Origin of the sequence: Erythrobacter ani (assembly GCF_019204025.1) — a bacterium.
Taxonomy (GTDB): Bacteria; Pseudomonadota; Alphaproteobacteria; order Sphingomonadales; family Sphingomonadaceae; genus Erythrobacter; species Erythrobacter ani.
This window is the reverse complement of record NZ_JAGSPB010000002.1, coordinates 745,940-762,940: the sequence shown is the minus strand read 5'-3', so window position 1 is coordinate 762,940 and position 17,001 is coordinate 745,940. Positions and strand designations below refer to the sequence as shown.

Genomic DNA, 17,001 nt, shown 5'->3' with positions numbered 1-17,001 from the left:
CTTCTCGAGGGGATTAGGTTGATGGCATTGCTTCCTGTGACGCTGACGGCTGCGGCTGCGGCGGCCATTCTGAATATCTGGCTGATGGTACGGGTTGGACGGGTCCGCGCGGCTGAAAAGGTGTTTGTCGGCGACGACGGCAACGAAAATGTCATCCGGCGCATGCGTGCGCACGCAAACTTCACCGAAAACGCGCCTTTCGTCCTGATCCTGATCGCGGCGATCGAGCTCACGGGGAAAGGCGAGCCGTGGCTGGCCTATGTCGCCGGCTTGTTCATAATCGGGCGCGTCATGCACGGTTTCGGAATGGATGGCGGCTCCTTCGCGAAAGGCCGCATGATCGGCACCATCATCTCGATGCTGACGCTTATCGGCCTTGCGGTGGTGGCAGTTCTGATCGCCGCCGGAGTGATGTAGAGCCGCGTTAGGCCAGTGCCTGATCGCTGACGAAGGCGTTGGTCTTGCGCTCTCTGCCGAACGTGCTTGTCGGGCCATGGCCGGGGATGAACATGACGTCGTCGCCCAGCGGCCAGAGGCGCTGGGTGATCGCGTCGATCAGATCCTGGTGATTGCCGCGCGGGAAATCAGTGCGTCCGATGCTTCCTTGAAACAGGACGTCTCCGACAATGGCAAACCGGCTTGGCTCGTGGAAAAACACGACATGGCCGGGCGTGTGGCCGGGGCAATGAATGACGTCGAGGGTCAGCTCTCCGACAGTGACCTGGTCGCCGTTTTCGAGCCAGCGCGTCGGCTCGAAACTCGCAGCCTTCATGCCGTAACGCGCGCCGTCCGAATCGAGCTGATCGATCCAGAAACGGTCGTCCTCGTGCGGCCCTTCAATCGGCAGGCCAAGTTCCTCGGCAAGCATACCTGCCTGCCCGCAATGATCGAGATGGCCGTGCGTGATCAGGATCTTCTCCAAATCGACGCCAGCCTTTGCCACGCCCTCTTTCAGACGGTCGAGATCCCCACCCGGATCGACCAGCGCCGCCTTCATCGTTTTGGTGCACCAGATCAACGAGCAGTTCTGCTGCAGTGGAGTGACAGGAATGATAGCGGCTTTCAGCGGCGGAGTAGGCTTTGCGTCAGTCATGCGCGCTATGTGGCGGCTCACCCCCCGCTCGGCAAGACGTTTGGAGGAGAAGGGCACGCTCAGGAATGGGACGACCCGCCGATTGAGGTCGAGTTTTTCTTTGACATCTCGCAGAGCCGAAGTGACTTTGCGATCAACCAAATAACGGTCGCCAACCGATATTACGTGCCAGGGAATAGATTGGGATCTGCGAAGATTGCCGGGGGTAACCGAAATGGAAAATGGCCAGCTCTTTACCGATTATTACGCGTTGCTGCAGGTCAATTCGACTTGCGATGCCAAGATGCTGGAAAAGGCATACCGGCACTTCGCCCAGATGTACCATCCGGATCATGCAGATACCGCAGATGTCGAGAAATTCCAGGAAATCATAGAGGCTTACAAGGTTCTAAGAGACCCCGAATTGCGTGCGGAATATGACGCGGCGTACAAGGCGCGGCGAAAAGACAATTTTTTCGAGTTCGTGAATACCGACGATTTCCGCGTCGAGGAAAGCTCGGCCATCGACGATGCCGAAGCCCACCAGAAAATCCTGTACCTTCTCTACAAACGCAGGAGGGAACACGCCGACGACCCCGGCATACTCGGTTTCTACCTGCAGGAATCGCTTGGCTGCTCGGATGAGACTTTCGAATTTCACAGCTGGTATCTGAAATCGAAAGGCTTCATCGAAAGAACAGAAGCAGGGACTCTGGCAATCACGATCGAAGGTGTCGATCACGTCATTTCCTTCACCAAAGCAAACGAAGCAGCAAAACTGCTCACGTCGGAAGCGTCGCGCTCTGCGAATTGAGCGGTCGCTGCCAGGTCACATTCGTCCGCTTTTCCATACGACCCGGCCCACGATCTCGACATCCTCGACCGAAACCGTGACCGGCGGATAGGCCAGATTCTGGCTAAGTAGGGATAACCGCCCTCCCCCGGCACTGGCCACGCGTTTTACCATCAACGTATCACCAAGACGGATGACATGGATGCCGTCCCGAAACGGTCGCTGAGTGCGGTCGACCAGTATCTCGTCCTTGTCGTTGAGCAGAGGCTCCATCGAGTCGCCTTGCACCCTGATGAGCGACAACTGCGCGTTCTCGAGCCCCTGTTCCGCCAGCCACCGGCGGGAAAACCGAAGAACATCGAACTCGGATTCGCCAGCCGGCATCGCGCCCGGCCCCGCGGAGGCCCCGATGTCGAGCCGTGGAACGCTGGCAAAATCGGCCGTGCGACCGGCATTCACATTTGTGTAGGATTTTTCCCCATCAGCACCCAATTCTCCCTCGAATATACCGAAGAACTGCGCGAGTTTTCGCCGATCGCCCTCTTCGAGCTTCCGAGGTGTACCACGCTTGATGAACTGTTGCAGATAGGCCGCGTTACGACCCAGCATTTCGGAGAGTTTGCTTAGGCTTACGTTCCGATCGCGCGACAGTTCGAGCAACCTCTTACGCTCCGGCGACATTTCCAATTCGGCCATTTCCACGCCTTTCCTTGCGTTCGACCCCTTCATTTTTCCTATAGCATAGGTTTTTTCCTAGACAAGTAGGATTTGGATTGGAACATTTGAGGAACACAAGCCGAATCGCCTGTTCGTCAAATGCCATCACGGGGACCCCAATGCTGATCCGCAAAGTCGAAAAATTCCTGCGAGCCCACGACATGCCTGCCACGAAATTCGGAAGGCTCGCTGCGCATGATCCGCGCTTCGTGCTCGACCTGCGCATGGGCCGGATCCCGCGTACCGCCACGGAACAGCGCACCCTGCGGTGGATGCAGGCTTACGAAACCAGTGCAGCCGCTACCGAAATCGAAACGAAGGAACTCGCCTCATGCTGATCGAAGAACTCACCCTGCCAGACGATCTCGAAAACAAGTCCACAGACGCCGCCCCAGCCCCCACTCTGCGAGCGCGGCGCTACCGCCCTCGCCGCACCACGGGCGACCGTGTTCGCGAGGCCCTGCTGACGCTTGCCCAGGGACAAGCCAGCCTGCTGTCGCATGAGGACACGCCATGGGCGTCGATCACCTTTTCCGGTGCGCGGCACGAAGTGATGCTCGATTTCGACGGGAAGCTCGCCGTCGCCGTCGGGGAGGACTTCATTGCCAACTTGCCCGATCACGAATTCCGCATTCCCGGCCAATTGGTCGCCGAGGCTACGGTGCGTGAAGTCGATCACCGCTTTGGCGGCGAGGACGAACGCATGGTGGTGACCGCAGTGCTGCTGTTGCTCGAGGAGAGTTGACGGGCTGCGAAGCCCATCATGTTCTCCGAACGACGAGGTTCCGGATTTCGCTCATGTCCTCCATGGCGAACCGGATACCCTCGCGGCCCAGGCCTGAATCCTTCAACCCGCCATAGGGCATGTTGTCGACGCGGTAACTGGGGACATCGTTGATGACGATCCCGCCGACCTCCAGCTTGTCCCAGGCGTCGTACATCTTGAACAGGTCGCGCGTGAAGATACCCGCCTGAAGCCCGAATTCGCTGCGGTTCACTTCGTCGAGGGCCGCATCGAAATCGCTGAAGCTCTGCAGGATTGCGAGCGGACCGAATGCCTCGTCATTCATCGCCCGCGCATCCTTATCGACATTTTCCAGCAGGGTGGCCTCGAGCATGTTGCCATTCGAAAGGCCGCCGCCGGTGAGCAGCGTTGCCCCGCCTTCGACAGCTTCATCGATCCAGCCTTTCAGCCGCGTGGCTTCGCCTTCGGAGATCATCGGGCCGACAAAGGTATCACGATCCTTGGGGTCGCCAGCAATGAGCGTCCTGGTCTTTTCGACCAGCATGTCCTTGAACCGGTCGTAGACGTCTTGATGAATGATGATGCGCTGAACGCCGATGCAGGATTGACCCGACTGGTAGAATGCGCCGAACACAACCCGCTCCAACGCATCGTCCAGATCGGCATCGTGATCGATGATGACCGCGGCATTTCCGCCAAGCTCGAGAACGACTTTCTTCTTGCCCGACTTCGCCTTGAGAGCCCAGCCAACAGCCGGGGAGCCGGTGAAGGAGAGGAGCTTCAATCGCTCGTCTTCAGTGAACAGGTCCGCTCCGTCACGGCTCGCCGGAAGCACGGAAAACGCCCCTTCGGGCAGGATGTCGCACTCGGAGAGTATCTCACCAATGATGATGGTGCCGAGCGGGGTTTTGGACGCCGGTTTGATGATGAACGGACACCCGACAGCGAGCGCCGGTGCGATCTTGTGCGCGGCAAGATTGAGCGGGAAATTGAATGGAGAGATAAAGCTGCACGGCCCGATGGGATAGCGTTTCCACATCGATTGATAACCCTTGGCGCGCTCCGATATGTCGAGCGGCATGACCTCACCGTAATTGCGCACAGCCTCTTCTGCAGCGATCCGGAAGGTGTCGATCAGCCGGGTGACTTCGCCTTCACTGTCCTTGATCGGCTTGCCTGCCTCCACGCACAGCGCATAGGCGAGCTCGTCAAACCGCTCCTTGAACCGATTGACGCAGTGCATCAGCACGTCCTGCTTTTCGTAAGAGGCAAGCTTAGCCGTCGGCTCTGCCGCCGCAACTGCGCCCACAATTGCCTTGTCGATGGTTTCGGGGTCGGCCAGCGCCACGCGGAATGCGACTTCGCCGGTGAACTTGTCGGTCACCTCCAGATCGGTGTTCGGTTGTTGCGCCTTGTTGTTGAGATAGAGCGGGTAGGTGTCTTTCAGCATCGACATTATCGTTCTCCTTTCCCTATCAATCTCAAAGCTTTGCACTCAGTTCCTTGATATCGTGGTTCAATATCTGATCGTTCTCGGTGTAGTCGACCGGACAGTCGATCAGGTGCACGCCTGGCGTATCGCGGCACTCGGCGAGCAAGTCGGTGAGATGCTCGCTGCTGGTTACCCTGTGTCCCGATGCGCCGTAGCTTTCGGCGTACTTCACGAAGTCAGGATTGCCGTAGGTCAGCCCGTAATCGTCGAAGCCCATGTTCGCCTGCTTCCAGCGGATCATGCCATACGCATCATCGCGCAGGATGAGGACCGTCAGATTGAGACCCAGGCGAACCGCCGTTTCCATCTCCTGACTGTTCATCATGAAGCCGCCATCGCCGCAAATCGCCATGACCTTGCGATCGGGATAAAGCATAGCGCTCATCATTGCGCTCGGCAGACCTGCACCCATGGATGCAAGCGCATTGTCGAGCAAAACGGTATTCGGCAGGTAAGCGGTGTAGCAGCGCGCGAACCAGATCTTGTACACCCCGTTGTCGAGGCAAATGATCCCGTCGTGCGGCATGCAATCGCGCACCTGTTTCACGAGATGCGGGGGAAAGATCGGGAACCGCGTGTCGCCCGCCAGTGCGGTCGTATGCTCTATTTCTGCGTCATGATAGGCGAGCAGATGATCCAAGTCCCAGCTGCGATTGGGTGATATGTCTTCCTTGATCTGCCAGATCGCGTTAGCGGTATCGCCGATCACCTCGATCTGCGGGAAGTAAACCGGATCCACCTCCGCCGTCTTGGTTGAAACGTGAATGACGGTGACGCCGTTATCCTTCATGAAGAAGGGCGGTTTTTCGATCACGTCATGGCCGACATTGATGATGCAGTCGGACGCTTCGACCGCCCGGTGCACGAAGTCGCCTGACGAAAGCGCCGCGCAGCCCAGGAATTTCGGATGGCGTTCGTCGATGACGCCTTTTCCCATCTGTGTGGTCAGGAACGGAATGCCGGTTTTCTCGACCAATTGTTCCAGCATCCGCCCGCATAGCTTGCGATTGGCCCCTGCGCCGATGACCAGAACAGGGTTCTTTGCACCTTCAATCGCCTTCACCGCCTGACGCACCGCCTTCGCTTCCGCAGACGGACGACGAGCGACGCTTTTCGGCAGCGGTTTATAGTCGCTGGTGGGTTCCTCGGCGATGTCTTCGGGCAGTTCGATCAGGGTTGCGCCGGGTTTCTCCTCCTCGGCAAGCCGATACGCTTCGCGCACCCGGCTGGGCAGATTATCGCCCGCCGCGATCTGCACCGCATATTTCGTGATCGGCTCCATCATCGAAACGACGTCAAGAATCTGGAAACGCCCTTGCTTCGATTTCTTGATCGGTTTCTGGCCCGTGATCATCAGAACCGGCATGCCGCCAAGTTGCGCGTACGCTGCGGAGGTAACTAAATTGGTGGCGCCAGGCCCCAATGTCGCCAGGCAGACGCCGGTCTTGCCCGTGTGGCGGCCGTAGGTTGCGGCCATGAAGCCCGCACCTTGTTCGTGCCGGGTCAGGATGAGTTTGATCTTGTCCGAACGACCTAGGGAATCCAGAAAATCGAGGTTCTCTTCGCCCGGAACGCCGAAAATATATTCGCACCCTTCTGCCTCCAGACAATCGATGAATACGTCGGAAGCTTTTTTGGTGTCGGTCATTCGAAAATCCCCATTGGCGAAAATGCAGGTGCGCCGATGATATGAGCGCCTGTCTCCGGCTATTCGTTCGAAACAGTCCGCGCGTTACACGCGCGCGGAGCTTCTGGTGAATTTCAGGTACAGCATCGGGGTTCTATGCCTCAATAGCACGAAAGCGCAAAAGGTTTGGACCTGCGAGAGACGTGCCGCTCAATAACCCCGTGCCGGATCAAAGATCGGGGCAACCGGCTCGCCGCGCCTGTATTTCGCCAGATTTTCCAGAAATCGCTCCGCGCTCCGCACGAACATCTTGTCTTGCGCGCGCCCTGAAAGGTGCATGCTTATATGCGCGTTATCGAGTGACCAGAGCGGGTGATCCTCCGGCAGCGGCTCAGGTGTCGTCACATCGAGGAACGCGCCGCCGATTTGCTTTTGCTGCAGCGCGCTGACCAGTGCAGGCTGATCGATCACTGCGCCGCGCGCGATGTTCACGATGACCGTGTTCGGTTTCATCTGCGCGAACTCCTCCGCGCCGATCAGCCCATCGGTCTCCGGCGTCGCCGGCACTGCGAGGATGACCCAATCAAATTCGCTCAGTTTGCCGCGCCATTCATCCGGACCAAGGGCACCCTCCACGCTCGAACGCCGAACGACTGTAACGTCGACGTCGAAGGCCTCGAGCCGTGGCTTGACCAACTTACCGATCGCACCGTAGCCCAATAGCAAGGCCTTCGATCCGGCCAGTTCGCGTTTGCCGGGGCTGTCGGTCAGCCATTCGCGCCGGTCCTGCGCGCGCACGACATCGCGGTATCCCTTGGCGATATTGAGCATTCCCATCACGACATATTCGGCGATGGTAATCGCGTTGATACCGGCACCATTGGTGACGGTAATGCCGCGTTCGATCAGGACGTCCATGGGCAGGAAATCGAGACCGGCATAGATCGAATTGAGCCACTTTAGGCTTGTCGCCGCGAGCAATGTCTCCGCCATGGCTGCCTGATCGTTCATGTCGAACCAGCCGATTTCGGCGTCAGGTACCGCGTCGAGCGCCTCTTCCTTGGTCAGGAACCAGCGCACATCGAGATCGTCGGGAAGCTGCGGTTCGAGCAAGGGACGGATCAAGCCGGAAATTGCGACGATGGTCATAGCTTCCACTCCCAGCCAAGCGGATCTCCGTCCATAACCTCGACGCCTTTGGCCGCGAGTTCATCGCGGATCGCATCGGAGGTCGCAAAGTCCTTCTCGGCGCGCGCAGCCTTGCGCCGAGCAAGCGCATCTTCGATCTCGTTTTCGGTAATCTCGGCGGATTCGGGTCGGATGCGCAGATCTGCACGGGTGAGATCAAACAAGCTGAGACCGAGCACTTCATCCATTGCTTGAACAACGGCGCGCTTGATCCCTACATCGACTTTCTTGACCGCCAACGCGTCTTCCAGCGCGGTCAGCGCGATCGGTGTGTTGAGATCGTCCGAAATAGCAGTTTCGAATTTTTCGAGGGGCTGAGCGAATTTGGGGTGCTCTGCTTCTGGTTGAGGAAGTGCATCGCCCAGCCGCTCGGCCAGAATCACCATCCGTTTGAGCCGGGTGAGCGCTGCATCAAGCCCTTCCCAGCTGAACTCCAGCTCGCTGCGATAATGCGCTTGCAAGCACATCATGCGGTAGGCGAGTGGGTGGTATCCACGATCGACCAACGTTTGCAGCACCAGAAACTCGCCGGTCGATTTCGACATCTTGCCGCGGCGATCGATCAGGAAGTTGTTGTGCATCCAGATCGAAGCCGCACTGTCCGCCGAACAATTGTGCGCCTGGTTCTGCGCGATCTCGTTCGGGTGATGGATTTCGCGGTGGTCGATCCCGCCGGTGTGAATATCGAACGGGTGGCCGAGCAATTCCGCGCTCATCACCGAGCATTCCAAATGCCAACCGGGCGCGCCCTTGCCCCACGGGCTGTCCCATTCCATCTGCCGCGTTTCGCCCGGCGGGGTCTTGCGCCAGATTGCGAAATCGGCGGCATTACGCTTGCCCTCGACAGTGTCGATGCGGCCTTCCCCGTCATCGGTGACAGCACGGGCAAGTCGCCCGTATTCCGGCACAGTCGAGACATCGAAATACAGCCCACTTTCCAGTTCATAGCAGTGCTTTTCCTGCATCTGCTTGCCCCATTCGATCATGCTTTCGACGTAATCGGTCGCGCGTGGATGGGCGGGTTTGCGCACGTTCAGCCGGTCGAGGTCAGCCTCGAAGACTTCCTGATAATACCGCGCGATGTCCCACGCGCTCTTGCCAGCGGCAGCCGCGGCTTTCTCCATCTTGTCATCGCCCGCATCCGCATCCGAGGTGAGATGGCCGACATCGGTGATATTGATGACGTGGGACAGCTTGAGTCCCCTATGGCTCAAGGTCCGACCCAGCGTGTCGGCAAACACATAAGCGCGCATATTCCCGATATGCTGATAGTTGTAGACTGTCGGCCCGCACGTATATACGCGCGCTTCGCCTTCGCGGATGGGAACGAAGTCCTCTATCTTGCGGTTCAGACTGTTGAAGAGCTTTAGCGGTTGGTCGGCCATGGCTTTGCCCATGCGACAATCCTCAGCGCTGCGCAACAGGAGGCAGGCATCAGCAAGGATTCGGGTACGGACAGGACGTCACGCGTGCTGGGTGGGATCGCTATTGCAGGATGCGTCATCTCGGTTGTCCTGGACTTCATCGGAACGGGCATTTCGGACCGCGTGGGCATGATCCAGGATACGATCAGCGACCTCGCCGCCTCGAGGACGGAAAACACTGCAGCCGACGAGCTTGCCGATATCGGCATTTATGCATTCGTGCTGTCGGTCATCGCCACGACCTATGGTCTGCTCCGCTGGCGCATCGATCGGCTGGACTGGAAGATCGGATCGTGGCTGCTCGTAATCGTGGCAATCTGCGTCGTGCTGATCGCGGGATACGAAGCCTACACCACAGGCGAAGGACCGGTGATTCATTACCGTCTCGTATACGTGCTGGGCGTCGCTTTCCCGCTTACTGTTCTGCTTACCGCGGGACAGTTCTGGGAAATCAGCAAACGGCTTGGGATCGCGCTTTATACGGGTGGCGCTTTATGGGCGGTGCTGGGCCCACTCTTCTTCTTTGTGCCGACCGATTATGACGGAGCCTATGAGCGCATGCTCGCCGGGCTGATGCTCGCCTGGTTCATCACCATGGGCGTGATGATCTGGCGTGACCCGGATGTGGTCGAGCAAGTCTCCGAGGACCAGCGCGGTCACGCCTGAGCCGCGCCCTTTTCAGGCCCTCAGTCGAAGCCGAGAAACTTCACAGTGTCATCCAGCGGTTCGCGCTCGCGCTCGAAATTGTTGAGCGGCGCGTCTGGATCGCGGTAGCCAATCGCCATGCCGCAAAAGAGCATGTAGCGATCATGGTCGATGCCGATGTGATCGCGGATGACATTGGCATAAAGCGCCATGTATTCTTGAAAACAGCTGTCGAGCCCTTCCTCGCGCAGCAGCAGTGCGATGGTCTGGAGCCACATGCCGGTGTCAGACCATTGCGCCTCTTTCATGAATCGCGGGAAGTAGCAGAACAGTACGACCGGCGCGTCAAAACTGGTGGTGTTGCGCGCCATCGCCTTCATCCGGCCCTCGCCATCATCGCGCGCAATGCCCATCGAGCTGAACATGCCTTTCGAAACTGCGTTGAGTCGCTCTTTGTAACCCTCTTCCTGTGCCGGCGCGGTCCAATCATATTCGGCCTGTTGCGGCGGGGTGGTTTTCATCTTCTCTTGAAGCTGAGCAAGCGGCTCGCCCGTCAGGATCGTCGCCTCCCACGGCTGGTAATTGCAACCCGAGGCCGCCCAGCGGGCCTTGTCCATGACGCGTCTGAGCGTTTCGAGATCGACAGGCTTATCGAGAAACTCGCGCACGGATCGGCGGCTGGTTACGGCTTCGGTTACGTCCATCAAAAAATACCTTCAAAAACGGCGGCGCCGCCAAGGATGGCGGCGACACCGCCAAGTTTGCGAATAGTTTTGTCACTCAAATCAAACCGGGGTCGATAGGCTTCAAGCTCGCGCTTTTCTTCCAAATAGGCTTCAGGCGCACCTTCTTTCAATTCCTTCAATCGGCGGGCGTGGTTGCGCTCGGATTCTCGCACCATAGCGTGCGGCGCAATAATGACACCAAGGCCCATGCCGATGAGCGTGATGCCCAACCCGATAACACCGCCATCCATGTCGCCTACCGCCCCCGCTTCACGCCTTTCTCATCCTCGAACAACTCTGCCAGCTGCTCCATGATCGTACCGCCCAGTTGCTCGACGTCCATGATGGTCACCGCGCGGCGGTAGTACCGCGTCACATCGTGGCCAATGCCGATGGCTACCAATTGTACCGGCGAGACTTTTTCGATCCAGTCAATTACACCGCGCAGGTGCGCTTCGAGATAGCCTGCGCTGTTCACGCTCAAAGTGCTGTCATCGACCGGTGCGCCGTCCGAGATGACCATCAGGATGCGGCGTTCTTCGGGGCGATAGACCAAGCGTGAATGCGCCCAAAGCAGCGCTTCTCCATCGATGTTTTCCTTCAGCAGCCCCTCACGCATCATCAGCCCGAGATTGCGGCGCGCGCGGCGCCAGGGCTCATCGGCCTGCTTGTAGATGATGTGGCGCAAATCATTGAGCCTGCCCGGCTGCTGCGGTTTGCCATCGGCAAGCCAGGATTCGCGCGCCTGCCCGCCCTTCCATGCGCGGGTGGTGAATCCGAGAATCTCGGTCTTGACCCCGCAGCGTTCCAGCGTGCGCGCAAGGATATCGGCGCTGATGGCCGCGATGGAGATCGGCCTCCCGCGCATCGAACCCGAATTGTCGATCAGGAGCGTTACGATCGTATCCTTGAAGTCGATATCACGCTCGACCTTGTAGGTCAGCGCGGTGCCCGGCGAGACGACGACGCGTGAAAGGCGCGCTGCGTCGAGCACGCCTTCCTCCTGGTCGAAATCCCAGCTGCGGTTCTGCTGCGCCATCAGCCGCCGCTGGAGCCGGTTGGCGAGCCGCGTGACGACGCCCTGAAGACCGGTCAGCTGGCTGTCGAGATAGGCGCGCAGCCGGTCCAGCTCCTCCGCATCGCACAACTCGGGCGCTTCGATCTCCTCGTCGAAACGCGTCGTGAAAGCCTTGTAATCGAGGCCATCGGGAATATCGGCTTGCGGACGGTTCGGGCGGACTGGTGCATTGGAAGCATCGCCGTCCTCGCCCGGTTCACCTTCCTCCATTTCATCCTCGGCGGACATGTCCGACTCGGCGTCGCCATCGCCCTCGCCTTCGGCCATTTCGCCGGCCATCTCCGCGCTCTGCGGATCGGCGTCGCCTTCATCCTGATCGTCGCCGGTCTGATCGTCGTCGGAGCCGTCTTCGTCTTCCCCGTCGTCGTTGTCGGTGTCTTCGGGAGCGTCGGTCGGCCGCGTCAGATCGAGCTCACGGAGCATGTCGAGTGCAAGTCGCTGGAATGCTTCCTGGTCCGCGAGCTGCTGCGACAGGGCATCGAAATCCTTGCTGACCTTGTCTTCGATGAATTCGCGCACCAGCCCGACGCCTGCCCGCGCGCGTTCGGGAATGGGATCGCCGGTAAGCTGCTCGCGCAGCATCAGCGAAAGTGCGGTCTGGAGCGGAACCTCGCTGGAATTCTGCGCGCGGACAATGTCGTCGCTGGCGGTGCGCAGCTCGGTTGCCGCGCCGAGATTGGCCTTGATGCCGCCAAACCGGTTTGCGCCGAGGGCTTCGTACCGGACCTGTTCGATCGCGTCATAGCACGCCCGCGCGACCGGCTCCGGCGGAGCGTTGACGGCATGCAGGCTGGAATTGTGATGGCGCAGTTTGAGCGCGAAGCTATCGGCAAATCCGCGCGCTTCGGTCACCTGGTCGCCGGGCAGATCGCGCGCTGGCAATGGCACGCGAAAACGGTTTCCCGATGCGCCGGGCACATCGGCGCTCCACGCGACTTCGACTTCGGCATCTTTAGCAACCGCGCGGGCTGCGCCGGTCAGTGCGTGTTTGAACCTGTCGAGAGGGGATTCTTCAGCCATCGCGCAACGAGATAGGGATCAGAGGATGCTCTGTCCCGTTTTTTCCCAGTCGGCCAGAAACCCTTCGATCCCCTGGTCGGTCAGGAAATGCTTGAACAGGCCATGGATCACCTTGGGCGGTGCGGTCATCACATCCGCCCCGATTTTTGCGCTCTCCAGCACATGGGTCACATGGCGGACGCTCGCGACAAGGATTTCGGTCTGGAAATCATAATTGTCGTAGATCAGGCGAATGTCTTCGATCAGGTCCATCCCGTCGAACCCGTTGTCGTCGTGGCGACCGACGAAAGGCGAAATGAAACTCGCGCCCGCCTTCGCTGCGAGCAGCGCCTGATTGGCTGAGAAACACAGCGTTACATTCACCAGGGTGCCGTCCCCGGTCAGCGCCTTGCAGGATTTCAGCCCGTCGACAGTCAGCGGCACCTTGATGCAAACATTGTCCGCAATCTTGCGCAGCTTTTCGGCCTCTTTCATCATCGTATCGTGATCGAGCGCGACAACCTCGGCGGAGACAGGTCCATCGACCAATCCGCAGATTTCCTTCGTCACCTCCATGAAATCGCGTCCGGATTTCGCGATCAGTGAAGGGTTGGTCGTCACACCGTCGAGCAGGCCGGTCGCGGCCAGTTCCTTGATGTCGTCAATTTCAGCGGTGTCGACGAAAAATTTCATGCCATTCTTCTCCAGGACGCGGGTGCGATTCGTTGCATGCGGGGATGGCACAGCCTTTGTTGCGAGGCCAGATGCGAGGATTTTTGGCCCCCTCATTTTTGACCGGGAACCAGCACGATCCGATCATGTTTGTGTTATCGTGTCACCGCGATAGCGGTATCTGGGGTCAGGACGGACGAAACTACCATGCGTGCACTATCTTTCCTATGCGCCGCCTGCGCTGCGCTTTGCGCAGCTCCCGCTGCGGCAAGCGAAGAAGATTTCAATGTCTGGACGGGCCAGTTCATATTTTTCAACCTCGATGAGGACAAGAAATGGTATGCCCGGCTCGAAGCGCAGGAACGTTTCACCGACGACGCCGATCGGTTGGGCCAACTGCTGCTTCGCTCGTTCGTGGGCTACCGGATCAGTGATGCGGTCAATGTGGGCGGCGGATACGCTTATATCCTGACCGATCCGGTCGGGCCGGTCGAAGTGAATGAGCACCGGATTTATCAAGAACTGAACGTGACGCTCTTCGACAACGGAAACGGCGTCCGGCTGACATCGAGAAACCGGCTGGAGCAGCGGTTCTACGAAGAAAGCGATGCAACCGGCTGGCGCTATCGCAACCTCGTGCAATTCATTGCGCCGATCAGCGAGCATAACAGCATCGTGCTCTACACGGAGCCATTCATCGGGTTGAATGACGTACCCTTCAATCGCGATGGCGTGGCAAACTGGCGCAATTTTGCCGGCGTTTCATTCCCGATAAGCAGCGAATTTTCCTTCACACCCGGCTACCTCAATCAGTATGTCGTGCGCGACGGAGAGGACCGGATCGATCATATCGTCAACCTGGCGGTCTTCGGCCGGTTCTGAATTCTATCAGATCGCAGCGCCTGCGCCGAACACACCGATCAGCAGCGGATCACCGGTCTCCCGCGGATTCTCACGAATCGCGGCTTCTTCGATACCGATCTCATTCCAGATCGCATCATCAATATTGCCCGAAAGACGCCGTGCAATTCCGCTGATATCGGTGCCAGTAGCGGCATCGATCAATTGGCCCACGAGCGGATCGGACGCGATGCGGATCGCCTCGCCAAGTTCCGGCACCAACGCGTCGAGCAGCCTTCCGCCGAGCTCTCCGCGCAGGGCCTGTGTCGCGGCAGTCGGTCCGCCGCGGACAAGATCGACGGCGTTTGCGAAACCTATGGTGCGAACCGCCTCTGTCACAATCGGAGCGGCCCGGTAAGACCCCTCAATCGCGATATCCGCGAACGCTTCTTCCAGCCTGCTTTTGAACAGGGTCGAAGTGAGGATGCGTGACAGCACATCGCCGCGCGTCCCGAGCAGGTTACCCAGGCCCAGTTGCGCGACTTGCTGATCCCAATATCCATCGGGTGATGTAAGCCGTGCGAAAGCGCGTTCACTCGACAAAAGCAGCATCCGCCGGATCGCTTCGGTCATGCTGAAGCCGGGGATGGTCGAACATGCGGGGAGCGCCATTACGAGCGCCGCGCCTGCACTACCCTTTAGCAAAGCCCTGCGTCCCAGCCGCGATTGTTCAAGCCCGTTCATATCCATCATCCGCTTCCTTGTCGTTTGCCACGTATCGCCCCCATATTGGGCGTCACACATGAACCGCGTCCGTCTCCTCGTTCTCAATGCCGCACTCGGCCCGCTCGATTACAGCGTGCCAGAGGGAATGCGTGTCCAGCCGGGAAGCGTTGTCATCGCGCCGCTCGGCCCGCGAACAGTCACGGGGATTGTCTGGGAAACCGAACGGCTTCCGGGCAATGATGTTCCGGCGGAGAAACTGCGCCCCCTGCGCGAGCTGGTTTCCGTGCCGCCGCTGCGCGCGCCGCTGCGCCGACTGATCGAATGGACAGCCGATTATTACTGCGCTGCGCTCGCCAGCGTTGCCCGCATGGTGCTTTCGAGTGGCGGGGCGCTGGGCGGGCCAACCACAATGACGGAATATCGCCTGAGCGGCGGCACCCCCGAACGCATGACGCCGCAGCGCCGAGCAGCGATCGAAGGGCTGGAAGGTCAACAGGGTACAATCCGCGAGCTTGCCGGGATCGCCGGAGTTTCCGAAGGCGTGCTTCGCGGCCTCGTCAATCAGGGGGTGATCGAGCCAGTTGCAGTCGCAATCGACCGGCCCTTTCCGCCAGCCGATCCCGATTACCATCAACCCGCCCTGTCCGGCGATCAGCTTGCAGTGGCAAACACACTGGTCACCGCTGTTGAGGAACGAAAATTCGCGCCCGTCCTGCTCGACGGGGTGACCGGCTCAGGCAAGACCGAGACCTATTTCGAACCCGTCGCCGAAGCGATTCGTCTCGGCCGGCAAGTGCTGGTCCTGCTCCCCGAAATCGCGCTCACCGAAAACTTCCTCGTGCGGTTCGAACAGCGCTTCGGCACACCGCCAGTGCTGTGGCATTCATCGCTCAAGTCGACCGAACGCAGGCGCGCATGGCGGGCGATCAGCGAAGGGTCCGCCCAGGTCATCGTCGGCGCGCGTTCGGCGCTATTCCTGCCGTATGCGAATCTTGGCCTCATTGTCGTCGACGAAGCGCACGAGGTGAGTTTCAAGCAGGATGACGGGGTGCGGTACAACGCGCGCGACGTATCGGTCATGCGCGCCCGGTTCGAAGATATTCCCGTCGTCCTGGCAAGCGCGACGCCCGCTCTGGAAAGCCTGCACATGGCGCAGACCGGGACGTATCAGCTTTTGGAACTGCCCAGCCGGTTTGGCGGCGCGCAGCTGCCCGAGATCAAGCTCGTCGATCTCACCGAAGAAAAGCCTGCGAGCGGCAGATGGCTTTCCGCCCCGATTATTCACGCGCTAGAAGAGCGGCTTTCGCGCGGCGAGCAATCGCTGCTGTTCCTCAACCGGCGTGGGTATGCACCGCTGACGCTGTGCCGCAATTGCGGTCACCGCTTTCAATGCCCCAATTGCAGCGCCTGGCTGGTCGAACACCGCCTTTCCGCGCGCCTCGCTTGCCATCATTGCGGACTCGAGACGAAAGTCCCCGATGCGTGCCCCGAGTGCGGCGAAGGTGACTGTCTCGTCGCGTGCGGTCCCGGCGTCGAGCGCATAGCCGATGAAGTCGGCGAGTTGTTCCCGGATGCGCGCATCGCCGTGGCAACCTCTGACACGCTCGGTAATCCTGAGCGCGCGGCGGAATTCATAGCCCAAGCAGAGAGCAAGGCCATCGACGTCATCGTGGGCACGCAGCTTGTCACAAAAGGCTTCCATTTTCCCGAACTGACGCTGGTTGGCGTGGTCGATGCGGATCTCGGTCTTGAAGGCGGAGACCTGCGCGCCGCCGAGCGCACCTACCAGCAGGTCGCGCAGGTCGCGGGACGTGCAGGCCGTGGGGCCAAGCCCGGCGAAGTGCTGATACAAACCCGCCATCCCGATGCACCGGTGATTGCGGCACTCGCCAATGGCGACCGCGACGCGTTCTACGCCGCAGAAACAGAAGCGCGGCGTGATGCGGGCGCTCCGCCGTTCGGCAGGTGGGCGGCTATCATCCTGTCATCCGAAGATGAGAAAGAAGCCCGCGAAGCCGCGATCCGGCTGGGAGATACCCGGCCGCAGCTTGATGATCTCTACATCCTTGGCCCCGCCCCTGCCCCGCTCGCTTTATTGCGCGGTCGATACCGCTACCGTTTCCTCGTGAACGCACGGCGCAGTGCCAGCCTGCAGGAGGTCCTGCGAAACTGGATCGACGCGCACACTTTCTCGCCGGGGGTGCGCGTCGGCGTCGACATTGATCCCTACAGCTTCGTCTGAATAATTGGGACCGGTC

The 17,001-nt window shown here is 59.6% G+C and carries 18 protein-coding genes; 7 read left to right on the top strand and 11 right to left on the bottom strand.

Features of this window, described 5'->3' with window-relative positions; genetic code table 11:
* Positions 1-21: 21 nt before the first annotated feature.
* Complete coding sequence (locus tag KCG45_RS10575; protein ID WP_218317191.1) at positions 22-417, top strand: MAPEG family protein; 396 nt, start codon at positions 22-24, stop codon at positions 415-417.
* A gap of 7 nt (positions 418-424) precedes the next feature.
* Here KCG45_RS10575 and KCG45_RS10570 read toward each other — a convergent pair whose 3' ends face one another.
* Positions 425-1,093 (bottom strand): MBL fold metallo-hydrolase, encoded by a 669-nt coding sequence (locus KCG45_RS10570; RefSeq protein WP_305040794.1) that lies wholly within the window; start codon positions 1,091-1,093, stop codon positions 425-427.
* A 214-nt stretch (positions 1,094-1,307) separates the two neighbouring features.
* Between KCG45_RS10570 and KCG45_RS10565 the strand changes: the two genes are divergently transcribed.
* Positions 1,308-1,886, top strand: a complete 579-nt coding sequence (locus tag KCG45_RS10565; protein ID WP_218317190.1) for a DnaJ domain-containing protein — start codon at positions 1,308-1,310, stop codon at positions 1,884-1,886.
* A 15-nt stretch (positions 1,887-1,901) separates the two neighbouring features.
* Here KCG45_RS10565 and KCG45_RS10560 read toward each other — a convergent pair whose 3' ends face one another.
* Positions 1,902-2,561, bottom strand: a complete 660-nt coding sequence (locus KCG45_RS10560) for a S24 family peptidase (RefSeq protein ID WP_218317189.1) — start codon at positions 2,559-2,561, stop codon at positions 1,902-1,904.
* A 140-nt stretch (positions 2,562-2,701) separates the two neighbouring features.
* Between KCG45_RS10560 and KCG45_RS10555 the strand changes: the two genes are divergently transcribed.
* Together KCG45_RS10555 and KCG45_RS10550 are read left to right on the top strand one after the other, a co-directional pair.
* On the top strand, positions 2,702-2,920 hold the full coding sequence (locus KCG45_RS10555) for a hypothetical protein (RefSeq protein ID WP_218317188.1): 219 nt from the start codon (positions 2,702-2,704) through the stop codon (positions 2,918-2,920).
* On the top strand, positions 2,914-3,327 hold the full coding sequence (locus tag KCG45_RS10550; protein WP_255548133.1) for a hypothetical protein: 414 nt from the start codon (positions 2,914-2,916) through the stop codon (positions 3,325-3,327). The genes KCG45_RS10555 and KCG45_RS10550 overlap by 7 nt, the downstream gene beginning before the upstream one ends.
* 16 nt (positions 3,328-3,343) lie before the next feature.
* Here KCG45_RS10550 and KCG45_RS10545 read toward each other — a convergent pair whose 3' ends face one another.
* The 4 genes from KCG45_RS10545 to cysS form a co-directional block, all read right to left on the bottom strand.
* Positions 3,344-4,783 (bottom strand): aldehyde dehydrogenase family protein, encoded by a 1,440-nt coding sequence (locus tag KCG45_RS10545; protein WP_218317187.1) that lies wholly within the window; start codon positions 4,781-4,783, stop codon positions 3,344-3,346.
* A 25-nt stretch (positions 4,784-4,808) separates the two neighbouring features.
* Positions 4,809-6,467 carry an acetolactate synthase large subunit gene (locus tag KCG45_RS10540; RefSeq protein ID WP_218317186.1) on the bottom strand — a complete coding sequence of 553 codons (1,659 nt, stop codon included), beginning with the start codon at positions 6,465-6,467 and terminating at the stop codon, positions 4,809-4,811.
* 189 nt (positions 6,468-6,656) lie between these two features.
* Positions 6,657-7,595 (bottom strand): D-2-hydroxyacid dehydrogenase, encoded by a 939-nt coding sequence (locus KCG45_RS10535; RefSeq protein WP_218317185.1) that lies wholly within the window; start codon positions 7,593-7,595, stop codon positions 6,657-6,659.
* Positions 7,592-9,019, bottom strand: coding sequence for a cysteine--tRNA ligase (cysS, locus tag KCG45_RS10530; RefSeq protein ID WP_218317647.1), 1,428 nt, complete (start codon positions 9,017-9,019; stop codon positions 7,592-7,594). The genes KCG45_RS10535 and cysS overlap by 4 nt, the downstream gene beginning before the upstream one ends.
* Between cysS and KCG45_RS10525 the strand changes: the two genes are divergently transcribed.
* A complete protein-coding gene (locus tag KCG45_RS10525) occupies positions 9,008-9,724 on the top strand; it encodes a DUF998 domain-containing protein (protein WP_255548132.1) in 717 nt (238 codons plus the stop codon). The genes cysS and KCG45_RS10525 overlap by 12 nt on opposite strands.
* 20 nt (positions 9,725-9,744) lie before the next feature.
* Here the strand turns inward: KCG45_RS10525 and KCG45_RS10520 are convergent, their stop codons facing one another.
* From KCG45_RS10520 to fsa, 4 genes are read right to left on the bottom strand one after another with little or no spacing between them, the layout of a single operon-like run.
* Positions 9,745-10,407: a nitroreductase gene (locus tag KCG45_RS10520; RefSeq protein ID WP_218317184.1), complete on the bottom strand. Its 663-nt coding sequence runs from the start codon at positions 10,405-10,407 to the stop codon at positions 9,745-9,747.
* Positions 10,407-10,679: a hypothetical protein gene (locus KCG45_RS10515; RefSeq protein WP_218317183.1), complete on the bottom strand. Its 273-nt coding sequence runs from the start codon at positions 10,677-10,679 to the stop codon at positions 10,407-10,409. Before KCG45_RS10515 ends, KCG45_RS10520 begins: the two co-directional genes overlap by 1 nt.
* A 5-nt stretch (positions 10,680-10,684) precedes the next feature.
* Complete coding sequence (cobT, locus tag KCG45_RS10510; protein WP_218317182.1) at positions 10,685-12,526, bottom strand: cobaltochelatase subunit CobT; 1,842 nt, start codon at positions 12,524-12,526, stop codon at positions 10,685-10,687.
* An 18-nt stretch (positions 12,527-12,544) separates the two neighbouring features.
* Positions 12,545-13,198, bottom strand: a complete 654-nt coding sequence (gene fsa / locus KCG45_RS10505; protein WP_218317181.1) for a fructose-6-phosphate aldolase — start codon at positions 13,196-13,198, stop codon at positions 12,545-12,547.
* Positions 13,199-13,384: 186 nt separating this feature from the next.
* Between fsa and KCG45_RS10500 the strand changes: the two genes are divergently transcribed.
* On the top strand, positions 13,385-14,059 hold the full coding sequence (locus tag KCG45_RS10500; RefSeq protein WP_218317180.1) for a DUF2490 domain-containing protein: 675 nt from the start codon (positions 13,385-13,387) through the stop codon (positions 14,057-14,059).
* Positions 14,060-14,065: 6 nt separating this feature from the next.
* Here the strand turns inward: KCG45_RS10500 and KCG45_RS10495 are convergent, their stop codons facing one another.
* On the bottom strand, positions 14,066-14,770 hold the full coding sequence (locus KCG45_RS10495) for a DUF4197 domain-containing protein (RefSeq protein WP_369410777.1): 705 nt from the start codon (positions 14,768-14,770) through the stop codon (positions 14,066-14,068).
* Positions 14,771-14,819: 49 nt separating this feature from the next.
* Between KCG45_RS10495 and KCG45_RS10490 the strand changes: the two genes are divergently transcribed.
* Positions 14,820-16,985: a primosomal protein N' gene (locus KCG45_RS10490; RefSeq protein ID WP_218317179.1), complete on the top strand. Its 2,166-nt coding sequence runs from the start codon at positions 14,820-14,822 to the stop codon at positions 16,983-16,985.
* The last annotated feature ends 16 nt before the right edge of the window (positions 16,986-17,001 follow it).

Coding starts and splice junctions, on each gene's coding strand:
- KCG45_RS10550 (WP_255548133.1), top strand. CDS start 2,914: ATGCTGATCGAAGAACTCACCCTGCCAGACGATCTCGAAAACAAGTCC.
- cobT (WP_218317182.1), bottom strand. CDS start 12,526: ATGGCTGAAGAATCCCCTCTCGACAGGTTCAAACACGCACTGACCGGC.
- KCG45_RS10535 (WP_218317185.1), bottom strand. CDS start 7,595: ATGACCATCGTCGCAATTTCCGGCTTGATCCGTCCCTTGCTCGAACCG.
- KCG45_RS10490 (WP_218317179.1), top strand. CDS start 14,820: ATGAACCGCGTCCGTCTCCTCGTTCTCAATGCCGCACTCGGCCCGCTC.
- fsa (WP_218317181.1), bottom strand. CDS start 13,198: ATGAAATTTTTCGTCGACACCGCTGAAATTGACGACATCAAGGAACTG.
- KCG45_RS10515 (WP_218317183.1), bottom strand. CDS start 10,679: ATGGATGGCGGTGTTATCGGGTTGGGCATCACGCTCATCGGCATGGGC.
- KCG45_RS10560 (WP_218317189.1), bottom strand. CDS start 2,561: ATGGCCGAATTGGAAATGTCGCCGGAGCGTAAGAGGTTGCTCGAACTG.
- KCG45_RS10575 (WP_218317191.1), top strand. CDS start 22: ATGGCATTGCTTCCTGTGACGCTGACGGCTGCGGCTGCGGCGGCCATT.
- KCG45_RS10520 (WP_218317184.1), bottom strand. CDS start 10,407: ATGGACGTAACCGAAGCCGTAACCAGCCGCCGATCCGTGCGCGAGTTT.
- KCG45_RS10570 (WP_305040794.1), bottom strand. CDS start 1,093: ATGACTGACGCAAAGCCTACTCCGCCGCTGAAAGCCGCTATCATTCCT.
- KCG45_RS10495 (WP_369410777.1), bottom strand. CDS start 14,770: ATGATGGATATGAACGGGCTTGAACAATCGCGGCTGGGACGCAGGGCT.
- KCG45_RS10565 (WP_218317190.1), top strand. CDS start 1,308: ATGGAAAATGGCCAGCTCTTTACCGATTATTACGCGTTGCTGCAGGTC.
- KCG45_RS10540 (WP_218317186.1), bottom strand. CDS start 6,467: ATGACCGACACCAAAAAAGCTTCCGACGTATTCATCGATTGTCTGGAG.
- KCG45_RS10555 (WP_218317188.1), top strand. CDS start 2,702: ATGCTGATCCGCAAAGTCGAAAAATTCCTGCGAGCCCACGACATGCCT.
- KCG45_RS10500 (WP_218317180.1), top strand. CDS start 13,385: ATGCGTGCACTATCTTTCCTATGCGCCGCCTGCGCTGCGCTTTGCGCA.
- KCG45_RS10545 (WP_218317187.1), bottom strand. CDS start 4,783: ATGTCGATGCTGAAAGACACCTACCCGCTCTATCTCAACAACAAGGCG.
- cysS (WP_218317647.1), bottom strand. CDS start 9,019: ATGGCCGACCAACCGCTAAAGCTCTTCAACAGTCTGAACCGCAAGATA.